This is a genomic window from Pseudomonas auratipiscis, from assembly GCF_036324085.1.
GTDB lineage: Bacteria > Pseudomonadota > Gammaproteobacteria > Pseudomonadales > Pseudomonadaceae > Aquipseudomonas > Aquipseudomonas auratipiscis.
On the sequence record NZ_JAZDCU010000001.1, the window covers coordinates 473,721 to 488,324 of the forward strand.

12 protein-coding genes are annotated in these 14,604 nt (G+C 60.6%); 1 reads left to right on the forward strand and 11 read right to left on the reverse strand.

Going from position 1 to position 14,604, the window contains the following annotated elements; genetic code table 11:
* Nucleotides 1-60: 60 nt before the first annotated feature.
* The 4 genes from V0R60_RS02035 to xth all read right to left on the reverse strand — a co-directional run bounded on the left by V0R60_RS02035 (nucleotide 61) and on the right by xth (nucleotide 4,460).
* Nucleotides 61-1,185 (reverse strand): carboxylate-amine ligase, encoded by a 1,125-nt coding sequence (locus V0R60_RS02035; RefSeq protein ID WP_330078507.1) that lies wholly within the window; start codon nucleotides 1,183-1,185, stop codon nucleotides 61-63.
* Complete coding sequence (locus tag V0R60_RS02040) at nucleotides 1,185-2,165, reverse strand: class I SAM-dependent methyltransferase (protein WP_330078506.1); 981 nt, start codon at nucleotides 2,163-2,165, stop codon at nucleotides 1,185-1,187. Before V0R60_RS02040 ends, V0R60_RS02035 begins: the two co-directional genes overlap by 1 nt.
* Before the next feature lie 18 nt (nucleotides 2,166-2,183).
* Nucleotides 2,184-3,551: an iron-containing redox enzyme family protein gene (locus V0R60_RS02045; protein ID WP_330078505.1), complete on the reverse strand. Its 1,368-nt coding sequence runs from the start codon at nucleotides 3,549-3,551 to the stop codon at nucleotides 2,184-2,186.
* 114 nt (nucleotides 3,552-3,665) lie between these two features.
* A complete protein-coding gene (gene xth, locus V0R60_RS02050; protein ID WP_330078504.1) occupies nucleotides 3,666-4,460 on the reverse strand; it encodes an exodeoxyribonuclease III in 795 nt (264 codons plus the stop codon).
* 176 nt (nucleotides 4,461-4,636) lie between these two features.
* Here xth and V0R60_RS02055 point away from each other — a divergent pair, with 176 nt between their 5' ends.
* Nucleotides 4,637-5,197 carry a type 1 glutamine amidotransferase domain-containing protein gene (locus V0R60_RS02055; protein WP_330078503.1) on the forward strand — a complete coding sequence of 187 codons (561 nt, stop codon included), beginning with the start codon at nucleotides 4,637-4,639 and terminating at the stop codon, nucleotides 5,195-5,197.
* A 2-nt stretch (nucleotides 5,198-5,199) separates the two neighbouring features.
* Here V0R60_RS02055 and V0R60_RS02060 read toward each other — a convergent pair whose 3' ends face one another.
* From V0R60_RS02060 to V0R60_RS02090, 7 genes are all read right to left on the reverse strand, one after another.
* Nucleotides 5,200-5,619 (reverse strand): DUF6691 family protein, encoded by a 420-nt coding sequence (locus tag V0R60_RS02060; RefSeq protein ID WP_330078502.1) that lies wholly within the window; start codon nucleotides 5,617-5,619, stop codon nucleotides 5,200-5,202.
* 2 nt (nucleotides 5,620-5,621) lie between these two features.
* Nucleotides 5,622-6,056, reverse strand: a complete 435-nt coding sequence (locus V0R60_RS02065) for a YeeE/YedE family protein (protein ID WP_136476067.1) — start codon at nucleotides 6,054-6,056, stop codon at nucleotides 5,622-5,624.
* A 102-nt stretch (nucleotides 6,057-6,158) separates the two neighbouring features.
* Complete coding sequence (locus V0R60_RS02070) at nucleotides 6,159-7,808, reverse strand: fatty acid--CoA ligase (protein WP_330078501.1); 1,650 nt, start codon at nucleotides 7,806-7,808, stop codon at nucleotides 6,159-6,161.
* Between the two features lie 11 nt (nucleotides 7,809-7,819).
* A complete protein-coding gene (locus V0R60_RS02075; protein WP_330078500.1) occupies nucleotides 7,820-9,598 on the reverse strand; it encodes an acyl-CoA dehydrogenase C-terminal domain-containing protein in 1,779 nt (592 codons plus the stop codon).
* Nucleotides 9,591-12,065, reverse strand: coding sequence for an efflux RND transporter permease subunit (locus V0R60_RS02080; RefSeq protein WP_330078499.1), 2,475 nt, complete (start codon nucleotides 12,063-12,065; stop codon nucleotides 9,591-9,593). Before V0R60_RS02080 ends, V0R60_RS02075 begins: the two co-directional genes overlap by 8 nt.
* 15 nt (nucleotides 12,066-12,080) lie before the next feature.
* The gene (locus V0R60_RS02085; RefSeq protein ID WP_330078498.1) at nucleotides 12,081-13,163 is read right to left on the reverse strand and encodes a WD40/YVTN/BNR-like repeat-containing protein; all 1,083 of its coding nucleotides are present in this window, start codon (nucleotides 13,161-13,163) and stop codon (nucleotides 12,081-12,083) included.
* A 69-nt stretch (nucleotides 13,164-13,232) separates the two neighbouring features.
* Nucleotides 13,233-14,591 carry a DUF1329 domain-containing protein gene (locus tag V0R60_RS02090; protein ID WP_136476062.1) on the reverse strand — a complete coding sequence of 453 codons (1,359 nt, stop codon included), beginning with the start codon at nucleotides 14,589-14,591 and terminating at the stop codon, nucleotides 13,233-13,235.
* Nucleotides 14,592-14,604: the final 13 nt, after the last annotated feature.

The following is a 14,604-nucleotide window of genomic DNA, read 5'->3' on the forward strand; positions in this document are numbered from 1 at the left end:
AAAAGCGTCAGGCGATCGCCCCACCCTCCTCTGCCCCGGAGGCCAGGGCGATCGCTGGCATCAAAGGGCTTGGCGACTTTCCTCAAGTAATTGCTCGGCCACTGCCATTAACGGCGACGGGGTGTGGGCAGCAACATCAAAGCAACGCAGTTGCCGCTCGGCGCTGGTCCCTGCGCGCAACAGCCGTCGGGCTTGGTCGAACAACCCCTCCTCGCCCAACGCTTGAGCGCTCGAATCGAAGGTATCGCTGGCCTGATCCAGCCACTGCTCGAGTGTCAGCGTATCGCCGGCAGGTGCGAGCACATAGCGACCATGGCGTCCCCAGCGGCGAGCCTGGGCACGATTTTCTTTGAGTAACCAACCTATCGGCGCGGTGTAGCCACTACCCGGTTGCGCCTGACAACAGGCGTGGTGGACCATTACCCGAAACAGCCCTGCCAGCAGTAGCGCGTCAGCCAACCGTGGACAAGCATCGGTCATGCGCAGTTCCAGGGTGGGAAAGCTCAAAGAAGGTCTGATCGCCCACCACACATTGGCCTTGGCGGCGATGGCGCCCGCTTGCCGGAGTGTGTCGAGGTACTGAGCGAATGCCGTTTCATTGGCCAGATGTTCTGGGATGCCCATGCGTGGCCATTCATCGCAGAGCGCCTGGCGATAGCTCATGTAGCCGCTGTTCACGCCGTCCCAGAACGGTGAAGACGTGCTCAGGGCCAGCAACAGCGGCGTCCAGGGCAGTACTTCGTTCATTACCGCGATACGGTCGACCCCTGCGGGGATTTCGGCGTGAACATGCAGGCCAGACAACACGCTGCGCCGTGCAACCAGGGCAAACTCGGCGAACAGTTCACGAAAGTGGCTCTGCGGTGTTTGCTGTTGTTCACGCCAGTCGGCAAGCGGATGGGCGCCGGCGCAGATGAACCCCAGGCCGTGCTCGGCCAATGCTTGATCGAGCCTCGCGCGCGCCTTGCTCATGTATTCGGCGGCTTGATCGGTTTGGGTGAACACCGGCGAAGCCAGCTCGACTTGGCCCTGGAACATTTCGTAGGCAAAACCGCCGTCCAAAGCTTCCCGGCAAGCTGCAAGCACAGGTTCATCCGGTGCTGCCAGCATGCGTCGGGTCTTGAGGTCGGTGATGAAGTATTCCTCCTCGATTCCAAAGCGTTGAACAACACCCTTGGCGCTCATCAGCGCAACCGCGACACGGTCAGGGCTACTACCGCAATCCGCTCGACCTGCTCGTAGCCGGGCTTTTCCAACTCTTCTCCGAAGACATCGGGGTCGAGTTCGCGGTAAGTCCAGGCGAAATTGGCGTCGGTCAGCAGGCGCTGTGCAGCAGCCAGGAACGGGTCGCTGCCTGCCACCATCGCCACGCCGGTGTACAACAGCAACGTGCCATGAACTTGCAGTCGCGGTAGTGACTCCTCGAGGATGCGTAACGACAAGTGTTCACCCAGGGCACCGCCGCCATGCCGGTAAGCCCGTTGTTGCACGTCGTTCATGTAAGGCGGGTTAGCCAGAATCAGATCGAAGCATCCTTCGACACTGTTGAGCACATCGCTGTGGTAGATGCTGACGTTAGTGGCCCCGGCCAGTTCGGCATTGACTGCGCAAAGGCGCAGGGCCCGCGGATTGATATCCAACGCCAGTACCTCAGCGTCCTGGCGCGCCCGCGCCAGCACCAGGGCGCCAGCGCCGGCACCGCAGCCAATGTCCACCGCCCGGTGAACGGGTGTGAAATGCTGTAGCAGGTGTGCTTCGATCAAACTGGCGAAGCGATAGCTGTCAGGCCCGAAAAATACCGCGTCGGCCTCAGTCGTGGGAAACGCCGAATGCGCCAGCAACAAGGGTCCAAGGCTGGACCAACGGACAGTGCTGCGATACAAGCCGGCGTATTTCTCAACAATACCGGCCTCCTCTAGTACGGCCAGGTCGGTTGCCGAAAACAGGTTGGCTTCGAATGGCCTCGACCAGCCAAAAACACCGCGTAGGTCTTCGTTGCGAGGGTTGTTGGGGCGATTGTTGACGCGTTGGTGGGTCAAGGGTGTTGGGGTGATGAAGCGGTAGCCATCAGCCTGCAAGCGTCGACCCAGTCCAAGCAGAGCACGGTCGGCCAAAGGCTGATGTGGGTATAGCGGGCGTTCTGGACATTTGACGAAATCAACCATGGCGGCATCCTTGGCGGGTCAGCGCAAACGGGTACGTAGCTCGATAAAGCGGCGCGTAGCGAACAAGCCGGCAGGACGGCTGTGACGCTGTGGGCCGAGCCAAGGCATCAACAGCGCAATCTGCGCATCGGCGGGCTGGCCTTTGAGCGATGCACTGAGCGCTTCGGTTTCCGCATCCTCGGGTAACTCCTGAGCGGCCACGTTGGAAATACGTCGTCGCGCACAACGACGACGACCATCCTGCCAGTCGCCAGCAATCCAATCGTGTATCAGCTGCTTTTCGAAGCCGCTGAACACGCCAAACATCGCCGCTCCAGCCCCGTCGATCAACTGCCAGAAACGGCTGTTTGCCGGGTCCTGATGACGCTGGATCCAGCCCTTGCCTTGAAGGGCGCGCAGAAAGTTGGGCATTTGCCCAGGTTCGCTCAGCCATTGGTTGACAGTCTTGCCCTCGAAACTGGCGTAGTCGGAGTGCATGTGCTGACCAAAAGGACGCTTGCGTTCGAGCATTGCCAACAACTCCTGCTCCAAATCGAAGGCGCCTATGACCGCAGTGGTGCTCGTGCCTAGATCATTGAGCGCGTAACCCCGGGCGACCCGCTTCCAGTACAGCTGTGGGTCCATCCCCACCGGCATCAATTCGCTTACGGCCATTACAGCCCGACGGGCATGCCCGGTGCTGGCGTTGTCGATGGTGACATGAAGGCTGAAATAATAAGGGTCGATGCCCAACTCAATGAGTTCGTAGGCGCAGACCAACAAATGCAGTGGCAATTGCTCGTAGCCAAGGTTATAGCCGAGGACTTCGGGCATGAAGTCACTGGCGCAACAGCCTAGTGCCAACTGGATCGCGCCTTGGTGAAAGTGTTCGTCGGCAAGCCCCTGGTCGCTCTCGCAATCATGTTCGGCCAACAGGCGTCGGTAGATGGCGACATGGTTCTGGGCACCCTGTCCATCACCGAGCTCTTCAAGGTACGTGGTTATCAAGCCGTTATAGCGGTAGTCGCGCCAGTGCTCCAGCACACCGTACAGCCAGGCACCATCGACCAGTTTGGTTGGCGCCACGCTGCGCAATGTGTGCAACGCGTGCGCCTTGTTATGAAAATATCTGCGCACGGCCCCTTGCTTGCGCTGCTCCAGGTAGTCGGCGTATTCGGCCGCCACCGCTACGCAGTTTTGCTCGACCCAATGCGCCAGTTGTTGCGCATCTGGCGGTAGCCCGGTGGCCACGTCTTCGACTGCGGCCAGTTGTTGCTGCAAAAACGTGGCCGCCGCTTGCGCGGCCTCCTCTTTCTCGCTGGACAGCAGGTGCTGATACAGCTCACGCAGTGAACCATGGCGGTGTAATTCGGCAAGATCGCCGCTCATGGGTTTCAGCAAGGTCATGGAGTTCTCCGCAGGCAAAAGGCGCATCACCACGCCCCATAGCCATGTGGAAAGCTATAAGCAGGCCAAGGTGCCGGGCAGCGGACGAACGGTAGTCTGCAGCGTATAGGCGATCTATTTGAGTTTGCGCGTGTTCAGTTCTATCCAGGTCGGCGCATGGTCGCTGGCATGTGCCTCATTACGTACCCAGGCATCTACGCCGGCGTTTTTCAGGCAAGGTTTTAGCGTTGGATTGAGCAGCAAGTGATCAATGCGCAAGCCAGCGTTCTTCTGCCAATGCTGGCGGAAGTAGTCCCAGAAAGTGTAGATCCTGTCGTTGGGGTAAAGATGGCGCAGCGCATCGGTCCAGCCCTGCTGCAAGAGGCGCTGGTAGCACTCGCGGCTCTGCGGTTGCAGCAAGGCATCCTTGAGCCATGAACGGGTGTTGTAGATGTCGAAGTCGGTCGGCACCACGTTGTAATCGCCGGCCAGCACCACAGGATGATCGCTGCCTTGCAAGGTAGCAGCGTGCTCGATCAATCGTTCGAACCAGGCCAGTTTGTAATCGAATTTCGGGCCCGGTTGCGGATTGCCGTTGGGTAGATACAAGCAGCCGACCAGTACCCCGTGCGCTGCTGCCTCCAGATAGCGGCTTTGCGGATCGCCTTCGGTGCCGGGTAAGCCGCGCCGTACTTCCAGCGGCTCGGCATCGCGAACGAGGATGGCCACGCCATTCCAGGAAGCCTGGCCCATGAACAGGCTGGCATAACCGATTGCCTCGAGGTCGGCCTTGGGGAAGTACCGGTCTACTGCCTTGAGTTCCTGCAAACAAGCGATGTCAGGGCGTTCACGTTCGAGCCAGGCCAGCAGGTTCGGCAGCCGGGCGCGAATGCCATTGACGTTGAAGGTAGCGATCTTCAAGGTTTTCATCGGATGGCGGTCCTGCAGCAGTTGCAAAGCCCGGAGCCTGGAAAAAAATCTAAACCTTTTGCTTGGCGCCAGGCTCAACAGTGGGCGGAGTCGGTGTCGCGCCAACAAGGCACCTTCTTGAAAAATCACCCTCACGTCCGGCCATCGGATGATGGGCCACTGATTGCGGAGAAACCATGAGCACACCACTTAACGGCAAACGCGTCCTGATCATCACCGCCAACACGGGCATCGAACGTGATGAACTACTCAGTCCCCTGCAAGCCCTGCGCGAGCAAGGCGCGAGCATTACCCATGGGTCGATCAAAGGCGGCACCGTGCAGACCTTCTTGCATGACACCGACAAGGACCGTACGGTCGAATCCAACGCCAGGCTTGCCGACCTCAACGGCGACGACTTCGATGCCCTGATCATCCCGGGCGGCACGGTCAACGCCGACACCCTGCGCCAGGATGCCGATGCGGCGAGGCTGATCCAGGCATTCAGCCTCTGCGGTAAAACTATAGCCGCAATTTGCCATGGCCCTTGGGCGCTGATCGATGCCGAGGTGATCGCCGGCAAAACCCTGACCTCTTACCCCAGCGTTCGTACCGACCTGGTCAACGCCAAGGCCGAATGGGTGGACGCCGAAGTCAAGGAGTGCACCGCCAAAGGCTGGCGCTTGATCACATCGCGCAATCCAGACGATCTGCCGGCGTTCAACAAGGCAATTGCCCAGGCTTTACAGGCGGCGTGATCTCAGCGGCCACGCCAGCGCTCGATAGCGCTGAACAAGGCCATGCCCAGCAACATGGCGGCAACGAAGAGAATACTTTGCCCGTAGCCGGTCAATAACAGCACCAGGCCAGGGCCAGGGCAGATACCGGCTAAGCCCCAGCCCGCACCAAATACCAGGCTGCCGAGAATCAGCCTGGAGTCCACATCGCGGGCTGCGGGCATACGCATGGGGGAACCCAGCAGTGAGCGCGACTGTTTGCGACTCCATTGCAGCGGTACGAACGCAACCGCGATTGCAGCGACCATGACCAGCGCCAGTGATGGGTCCCAAAGCCCGGCCAGATCGAGAAAACCAAGGACTTTGGCCGGATTGGCCATGCCGGCCAGCAAAAGGCCAAGACCGAATACCAGACCTGCCAGCAAAGCGACTATTGCCCTCATGCTCAGCCCCCCATCAGGTGACGGGCAATGAAGACCACGCCGATGCCGCTGGCCATGAACGACAGGGTGGCCACCAGCGAACGCGGCGATAGCCGGGCCAGGCCACACACGCCATGGCCGCTGGTGCATCCCGAGCCATAGCGGGCGCCCAGGCCTACCAGCAAACCTGCAACAATCAAGGTCAATGGTCCGGCCTCGAACTCGGCAAGCGGTCGCCCGGCAAACACCCACCAGAGCAAGGGCGCTACTAAAATCCCGAGAACGAACAACCCCTTCTCGCGTCTGCCCTCATCATGCTTTTGCAACAGGCTACCCAGCAGGCCACTGATGCCTGCGACACGGCCGTTCAGCAGGGCGAACATACTCACGCCCAGACCAATCAGGGCGCCGCCGAGCAACGCCGACCACGGTGTGAAATGGGCCCAATCGATTGTCATGTGCGCTCCTGGCAAGGTCTGCTGTAGGGTTCGGCGCAGACTTTACCAGATTGCGCCAGCGCCTACCTTCCGGTAGGTGCTGGCTTGCCTCGCGACCCAAACCTACGCCTGGCAGGCATGCAGCTCGCGAATCAGCTTCTTGTTGATCTTGCCGACACTGGTTTTCGGAATTTCATCGACAAATCGCACCTGCCGTGGCACGGCCCATTTGTTCAGGCTGCCGCTGTCGACAAACTGTTGTAGGTGCTGCGCCAGCGATTGCTGATCCAGCTGCATACCCGCCACACAAACCACCAGAGCCAGGGGTTGTTCCCCCCATTGCGAATCGGCAATGCCAACCACCGCGACTGAATCGACGCCAGGGTGTTGGCTGATCAGGCTTTCCAGCGCTACCGAGCTTATCCACTCACCGCCGGTTTTGATCACGTCCTTGATCCGGTCGCGAATCTGTACCACGCCGCGTGCATTGATGCAGGCCATGTCACCGGTGTGCATCCAACCATCGGCCCACAACGCTGCGCCTTGCTCAGGTTCTTTCAGGTAGCCCTGGGTCAGCCAGGGCGCGCGAACCACGATCTCGCCGAGGCTTTCACCGTCATGTGCGACCTGATTGCCTTGCTCATCGACGATACGCAAGTCCACCAGAGGAATGGGCACGCCAGCATTGATGCGCAGTGGTATCTGCTGTTCCATGGGCAACGCCAGGTCTTCTGGAGTGAGGCTGGTCAGACTCAGCAGCGGGCAAGTTTCGGACATGCCGTAGCCACAGTGCACATGAATGCCGCGGTTGCTCGCCCGTGTTGCCAGGCCTTGGGTCAAGGCGCTGCCGCCCAGTAGCATTTTCCAGCCGGTAAGGTCGGTATTACGGCCCTCCTCGCTGTCGAGCATCATCTGCAGCAGGGTCGGGACGCAGTGCGAAAAGGTCACCTGCTCTTCGCGGAACAGGCGCACAAGCTGGTTGGGTTCGTAGCGCCCAGGGTACACCTGCTTGATACCCAGGGCGGTAGCCACGTAAGGCACGCCCCAGGCGTGTACATGGAACATCGGTGTGATGGGCATGTACACATCACCAGAACGCAGCAATGGCTCGCCGCCACAGGCCGCCAACGTCCCCAGTTCATTAAGGGTGTGCAGCACCAACTGGCGGTGGGTGAAGTAGACGCCCTTGGGGTTGCCCGTGGTGCCGGTGGTGTAGAACAGGGTTGCCAGCGAATTCTCGTCAAAGTCCGGGAATTCATACGCCGGAGCCGCCGCAGCCAGCAACGCTTCGTACTCGCCCAGTACCGGAAGTGCGGTGGCGCAGGGTTGTACCTCGCCCAAGCGAATGAAACCTTCGACTGTCTCCAGTTCGTCCTGCAGTTGCTCCATCAATGGCAGGAAGTCATCGTGGACCAGCACCAGCTTATCGTCGGCGTGGTTCATGGTGTAGCGGATCTGTTCAGCCGACAGGCGCACGTTCACCGTGTGCAGTACTGCGCCCAGCATTGGCACGGCGAAGAAGCATTCGAGCGCACGATGACTGTCCCAATCGAGCAAGGCCACAGTATCACCCGCTTTCACCCCTGCCGCGACCAGCATGTTGGCCAGCCGCTGGATGCGCTCCTGCAAGGTGATGTAGTTGTAACGCAGCTTATCGGCGTAGACGATTTCCTGGCCAGGCTGGTAGCGCACACCGGACAGCAGCAGGCGCTTGATCAGCAGCGGATAGCTATAGGCCCCGGGCGCCGGGGCAATCACGCGAGTTTCGATCATTGCGGGATCCTTCACAGTTGTTCGGCGTCGAGCAGGTACAGGCTGGCGCTGCCGGCCTTGACGGTGGCGCTGAGCGACTGGATGCGCGGCAGCAGGCGTGCGAAGTAGAAGCGCGCCGTTCCCAATTTACTGGTGTAGAACGTACCCTGCTCATCGCGTGCCTGAGCCACATCGGCCATTTGCGCCCACATGTAGGCATACAGCGTGTAGCCGAACACATGCAGATACTCCACTGCCGCCGCGCCGATTTCGCGGGGGTTGCCCTGGGCACGGTCGAGCAGCCACGCGGTCAATTCATCCAGATTGTCGATGGCGGCCAACAGCGGCTCACTGAACTCGCCACTCGAGGGGGCGAGACGTTCGGCGAATGCTTTCATTTGCGCAGACAACTGGCTGTAGGCCTTACCACCGTCGGCAACCAGCTTGCGCCCTACCAGGTCCATAGCCTGGATACCGTTGGTGCCTTCGTAGATCTGGGTGATCCGGCAGTCGCGGATCAATTGCTCCTGGCCCCATTCGCGAATGTAGCCATGGCCGCCGAACACTTGCTGACCATGTACCGTGGTTTCCAGCCCCATGTCGGTGAGGAAGGCTTTGGCCACCGGAGTCAGCAGCGCCACCTGGGCCTGCGCGCGATTGCGTTCTTGCTCGTCTTCGCTGTACTTGGCCAGGTCCAGTTGCAGGGCCACATAGGTGGAAAATGCCCGCCCGCCTTCGTTCAAGGCCTTCATGGTCAACAGCATGCGGCGTACGTCAGGGTGGACGATGATCGGGTCGGCAGCTTGTTCGCTGGCCACAGGCCCGGTCGGAGCGCGGCTCTGCAACCGCTCGCGGGCATACTCGATGGCGTTCTGATAAGAGCGCTCACCCAGGGCCAGGCCTTGAATGCCTACGCCCAGACGTTCGTAGTTCATCATGGTGAACATGGCATTCAAGCCTTTGTTCAGGTCGCCCACCAGATAGCCAGTGGCACCGTCGAAGTTCATTACGCAGGTGGCTGATGCCTTGATGCCCATCTTGTGCTCGATCGAGCCACACCCCAGGGCGTTGGCATCCCCCAGCGAACCGTCGTCGTTGACCATCACCTTGGGCACCAGGAACAGCGAAATGCCCCTGGCCCCTGCAGGTGCATCCGGCAGCTTCGCCAGTACCAGGTGAATGATGTTCTCGCTGAGGTCCTGCTCCCCCCCCGTAATGAAGATCTTGGTGCCGCTGATCCGGTAGCTGCCGTCGGCCTGAGGTTCGGCGCGGGTACGAATCAAACCAAGGTCGGTACCGGCATGCGGTTCGGTCAGGCACATCGAACCGGTCCAGCGTCCTTCGTACATGGCGGGTAGATACTGGGCCTTGAGTGCGTCGCTGGCGTGATTGAGCAGCGACAGGCAGGCGCCAGCGGTGAGCATCGGGTACAAGCCGAACGACAGGTTGGCAGCGTTGAGCATTTCCTCGACCTGGGCGCCTATTACCTTGGGCATGCCCATGCCGCCGTATTGCGTCGCACCTGCAACGCCGACCCAGCCATCTTCGGCGTAGGCGCGATAAGCCTCGGCGAAACCGTCCGGGGTGATGACTTGACCGTCTTCCCAGCGGCAACCCTGTTCATCGCCACTGCGATTGAGCGGCGCGATGACTTGGGCGATGACCTTGCCCGCCTGTTCAAGGATGGCCTTGGCGGTATCGGCATCAATATGCTCGGCCAGCGCTGGTATCCGTGACCATACGGCCGGGAGGTCGAACACCTCGTTGAACAGAAAATCCATGTCGCGCAGCGGTGGAAGGTAATCAGACATGATGCGAGCACTCGACTTCTTTGGTTGTTTGTTGCAGCCCGTCGGCAGCGACGGTGCTGGAAGCGGGTGCCTGGGCCTTGTTGCCAGGCAGAAGGAAATACGACAGCGCCGGAATCAGGATTAGCGCGCCGAGCATGTTCCAGAGGAACATGAAGGTCAGCAGGATGCCCATGTCGGCCTGGAACTTGATCGGCGACCAGGCCCAGGCGACCACGCCGGCAGCCAGGGTGATACCGACCAGACCGACCACTCGACCGGTGAAGGCCACGGCATTTTGATACGCCTCGGACAACGGCAGGCCCTTGCGCTGGTAGTGCAGTTGCACGCTGAGCAGGTACAGCGCGTAGTCCACGCCAATGCCCACGCCCAGGGCAATTACCGGCAAGGTCGCGACTTTCACGCCAATCCCCATCATCACCATCAGGGCCTCACACAGCACCGAGGTGAGAATCAGCGGCAGCACGGCGACCAACGTGGCCCGCCAACTGCGGAAAGTGATCAGGCAGAACAGGGTGACCGCCAGGTACACCAGCAGCAGCATGGTGCGGTTGGCATCGCGCACGACAATGTTGGTTGCCGCTTCGATCCCGGCACTGCCGGCAGCCAGGAGGAATTGGCGATCTTCACTGCTGTTGGCCTGGGCAAAGCGCTCGGCAACGGCCACCACTTCATCCAGGGTGTCGGCTTTGTGATCCGTCAGGTAGGCAATCACCGGCATCAGCGAGCAGTCGTTGTTGAACAGTTCGGGGGCATTGACCGAGGCCTGTTGGGCGGCGTAATTGAGCACGTCCTGGTTGCGCTGAATGCTGTTGAGCTTGGGGTTGCCTTCATAGGTGCCGGCCGTTATCTGGCGTACCGCGTTGGTCAACGACAAGGTGGTCTGCACCCCGGCATGCTGTTGCAGCTCCCAAGCCAGTCGATCGGCGAGTACCAGCGTCTGGTACCGCAGGCAGCCTTCCGGGGCGGTCTTGATCATCACCGCGAACGTATCGCTGGAAAGCGCGTAGTGATCCGTGATGTAGGCGTTATCACGGTTATAGCGTGAGTCGGCGTGCAACTCGGGTGCGCCACTGTCGAGGTCGCCTATTTTCAGCTGCAGGCTCAAGGCAAAGCCCCCTGCTCCCAATACGCCGGCGACCAACAAGGCGGCCGTCGCCCATTTGCGGGTGGTAAAGCGATCTAGCAGGTCCCAGAGCTTGCCGAAACCACGATGCTCTGCAGCCCGCGAATCGATACGCAGGGCGCGCTCGGCGGCCTTGCGCCCCACCCCGATGTACGACAGTGCCACCGGCATCAGCAGCAGCGAGGTAAAGATCAATACCGCCACACCGATACTGGCAGTGATCGCCAGGTCTTGAATGACCGGAATGTCAATCAGCATCAGCACGGCAAAACCCACCGCATCGGCCAGCAGTGCGGTAACACCGGCAACAAACAGGCGGCGGAAGGTATAGCGTGCGGCAATCTGGCGGTGGGTGCCGCGGCCGATGTCCTGCATGATGCCGTTCATTTTCTGCGCGGCGTGCGATACGCCAATGGCGAAGATCAGGAACGGCACCAGAATCGAGTAAGGGTCGATGGCATACCCCAGCCAGGCAACAATGCCCAATTGCCAGACCACCGCGGTCAACGAGCACAGCACCACCAGCAAGGTACTGCGCACACAGCGGGTATAGAGGTAGATGATCACCAGGGTGGTCACCACCGCCAGGGCAAAGAACAACATCACCTGGATCAAACCGTCGATGAGGTCGCCCATAAGCTTGGCGAAGCCGATCACATGGATCTTGTAGGTGCCTTGCGCCTCGTACTGGCTGCGCAATTGCTCAAGTTTCTGCGAGAACGCATGGTAGTCGACGCCACGGCCGGTGGCCGAGTCCTGGTCGAGCAGCGGCACGATCAACATGCTCGACTTGAAGTCGCGAGCGACCAGGCTGCCGACGATGTTTGCGCGTTCGATGTTCTGTCGCAGCTGTTGGATATCGGCTTGTGAGCCCTGGTAGCCGTCGGGCATCACCGGGCCGCCCTGGAAGCCCTCTTCAGTCACTTCGGTCCAGCGCACCGCCGGGCTCCACAGTGACTTCATCCAGGCGCGGTCCACGCCCTGGCTGAGGAACAGTTCATCGTTGATATGGCGCAGGGTCTGCAGATACGCCGGGTCAAAGATGTCGCCCTGGGTGTTTTCCACCACCACGCGCAGCGAGTTGCCCAGACCGCGCAGTGACTGGCGATTTTCCAGGTAGTTCTGAATGTACGGATGACTCTGGGGAATCATCTTTTCGAAGCTTGGGCGCAATTCCAGGCGCGTCACGGCCATGTACCCCAGCACCAGGGTAGCCAGCAGCATGCACACCATAAACGGCAGACGATGATTGAACACCAGACGTTCGAGCATATTGCCGGAGCGGGCATCGAAGTCGCCAAGGTTACGGACCACCGGCAAGGTGTCTTGTTGGATATTGGCCATCAGGTTGTTCTCTTATTATGGCTGCAGCGGTTGGTCGAAGGACTGCGTACGCACACCACGGTCCCCTACCAGCACCAGGTCGGTACCGGCGTCGAATGTCGCCGCACTGACCGGCGTGCGCGAGGTTTGCTTGACCGCGACAAAACTGGCGCCGTCGTCCTTGCTCATTAGCAGGTCTCCGGCCTGGCTCAACAGCCATAGCTGGCCACGGTTGTCCTGACTTGCGGCAGTAATACTGGTGGTCAAGGCGGTGCTGACTTGTTGCCATTGCTGGCCACCATCGACACTGCGGTACACATGCCCGCGCAGCCCATACACCAGCAGCGCACCCGGTTTACCGATTGCGCCGAAAAAGGTGCCGCTATAGGGCGTGTTTACCCGAGTGAACTGCTGACCGTCGGCACTGAGCTTGAGCAACAGGCCTTGTTCACCGGTGATGTACAAGGTGTTGTCGACCCGTGCCAGGCTGGTCAGGTGCAGGGCCTGGGGGTTGTCGCTGCGCTCAAGCCACGGTGTCCAATGCTGGCCGCCATCGGCGGTGTACAGCAGCAGGTTGAAGACACCTACGGCATAGCCGTGGCTGGCATCGGTGAACAGCACATCCAGAAACGGCTTGTCGGCGCCTTCGGCTTGCAGGCGCTCGCCCTCTGCCACCAGCGCGGCCCAGCGCTGATCATCTGGCGCGGCCTGTGCCTGACTGCGGTACCAGGTCAGCACTTGTTCGCCAAGCATGCGGCCGTCGAGCTGCTTCTCCCAGCTTTTGCCGCCATCACGACTGTGCAGGATCACGCCGTCATTGCCCACCGCCCAGCCAAGCTCCGGCGTTGGAAAACTCACCGCATTGAGATCGGCACTGACCGGCACCTGTGCCTGTTGCCAGTGCGTACCGCGGTCATCGGAATAGAGGATGTGCCCGCGTGGGCCCACGGCAATCTGCCGCTCGCCCGCCGAGGTGACGTCACGCAACGCGCTTTTCATCGCCAATGCGCTAGGCATGGCCGGCAAGTCCAGCACATCGACGTAGGGGGCTGCCTGTGCAGTGCCTTGCAGGGCGAGCAGCGCCAGGGTCAGCGTCGTCCATCGCTTGAAACAATACATACCCGATCCTCCGGATAGCTCAACCAGGGACCGGGCGCCGATCTATGGCGCCCGGTCATTCATGCCGGCTTAACGAATACCGGCACCGGCCAGGGACTCGGGCGACCACTGGGTACGGGTCAGCGGCTCGATGTAGCGAATGCCGCCATAGGCACCCACCACACCGTTGAGGTTGTAGGTGCCGCCAATCAGGTCATAGATCATGAACGGCGTTGCATCCGGGGTCTGTTTGTCGTAACTCTGGCTGAGGAAGGCAAACGAGCCACGGTATAGCTGACCACGGGCGTCATACTGGTCGGAGGCCAGAGCGATCCAGCTGTCCTCGTCCAGGTAGAAACGGCGTTTGTGATAGATGTGGCGAGCGCCATCCTTGAGCTTGCCCTCGACCACCCACACGCGGTGTTTTTCCCAGCGCACGAACTGCGGTGCGAGGTGGTTAGGCGTGGTCAGGCTCTTGATATCGGTGTTGTAGGTCAGTTGGTAGGTGTTGTACGGCACATACATTTCCTGCTTGCCGACCAGGGTCCAGTCGTAGCGGTCCAGGGCGCCGTTGAAGACGAATACATCGTCATAGGTGCCAGAACCCGAGGTGCCTGGGTTCGGCGTGTCATAGGCAAGGTTCGGCGCCAGCTTGACCCGTCGTTGACCTGGCAGGTACACCCAGGCGCTGCGTGGCTGCACCAGCGGGTTGGCGGCGTCACGCAGCATCATCGCTTCACCGGCACGGCGAGCAGGTGCGGTGTACATCAGCTTCATCTGATAGTAGGTGTCTTTGGAGCCGATTGGCTTGTTCATGTCCTCGTAGATCGGGTAGCTGATGTTCGCCTGGCCTGTGGTCGACAGGGTTGGCACACCAGCGGAGTCCACGTTCCATGAATCATACTTGGCCGCCATGCTCACGCCCTGATAGCGCAGGAGGAAGTTCCACATGGCCTCGGCGCCGCTCTGCGGGATCGGGAATGGAATGCCTGGCAGCACGTTCTCGACCGCGGTGCCACCCTCCTTGCTTTGTGCGCCCACGGCGTTCTTGACGGTGTTGTCCAGCACCGGCTGCGGCAGCGCCACGGTACGGTGGGTCGGATACACATCGACACGGAAGGTCGGGAAGCGCTTGAGCAGTTCCTGGGTGGTCGCGGTCAACTGGCCTTTGAATTGATCGGCGTTCTTGCCGTCGATGACCAGCAGCGGCTTTTCACCGGCGAACGGGTCCGGACGCATGCTGTCGCCGCTCTTGTAGCTGGCCGGTGGCGTGACCAGGCCGCCCTTGTAAGCGGGGATCGAACCGTCGGCATTGGCGGCGGTTTGCGCGCCGATGTGGGTCAGGCTGGTACCCAGTTGCGCGGCTTGTTCGGTGGAGACAGCTGCCTGGGCCGAGTTGATGGCGGCCAGTGACAGGCACGTGGCTAAAAGCGTATGCACGTAGTTCATGATGATGTTTTCC

Coding starts and splice junctions, on each gene's coding strand:
- V0R60_RS02035 (WP_330078507.1), bottom strand. CDS start 1,185: ATGAGCGCCAAGGGTGTTGTTCAACGCTTTGGAATCGAGGAGGAATAC.
- V0R60_RS02040 (WP_330078506.1), bottom strand. CDS start 2,165: ATGGTTGATTTCGTCAAATGTCCAGAACGCCCGCTATACCCACATCAG.
- V0R60_RS02045 (WP_330078505.1), bottom strand. CDS start 3,551: ATGACCTTGCTGAAACCCATGAGCGGCGATCTTGCCGAATTACACCGC.
- xth (WP_330078504.1), bottom strand. CDS start 4,460: ATGAAAACCTTGAAGATCGCTACCTTCAACGTCAATGGCATTCGCGCC.
- V0R60_RS02055 (WP_330078503.1), top strand. CDS start 4,637: ATGAGCACACCACTTAACGGCAAACGCGTCCTGATCATCACCGCCAAC.
- V0R60_RS02060 (WP_330078502.1), bottom strand. CDS start 5,619: ATGAGGGCAATAGTCGCTTTGCTGGCAGGTCTGGTATTCGGTCTTGGC.
- V0R60_RS02065 (WP_136476067.1), bottom strand. CDS start 6,056: ATGACAATCGATTGGGCCCATTTCACACCGTGGTCGGCGTTGCTCGGC.
- V0R60_RS02070 (WP_330078501.1), bottom strand. CDS start 7,808: ATGATCGAAACTCGCGTGATTGCCCCGGCGCCCGGGGCCTATAGCTAT.
- V0R60_RS02075 (WP_330078500.1), bottom strand. CDS start 9,598: ATGTCTGATTACCTTCCACCGCTGCGCGACATGGATTTTCTGTTCAAC.
- V0R60_RS02080 (WP_330078499.1), bottom strand. CDS start 12,065: ATGGCCAATATCCAACAAGACACCTTGCCGGTGGTCCGTAACCTTGGC.
- V0R60_RS02085 (WP_330078498.1), bottom strand. CDS start 13,163: ATGTATTGTTTCAAGCGATGGACGACGCTGACCCTGGCGCTGCTCGCC.
- V0R60_RS02090 (WP_136476062.1), bottom strand. CDS start 14,591: ATGAACTACGTGCATACGCTTTTAGCCACGTGCCTGTCACTGGCCGCC.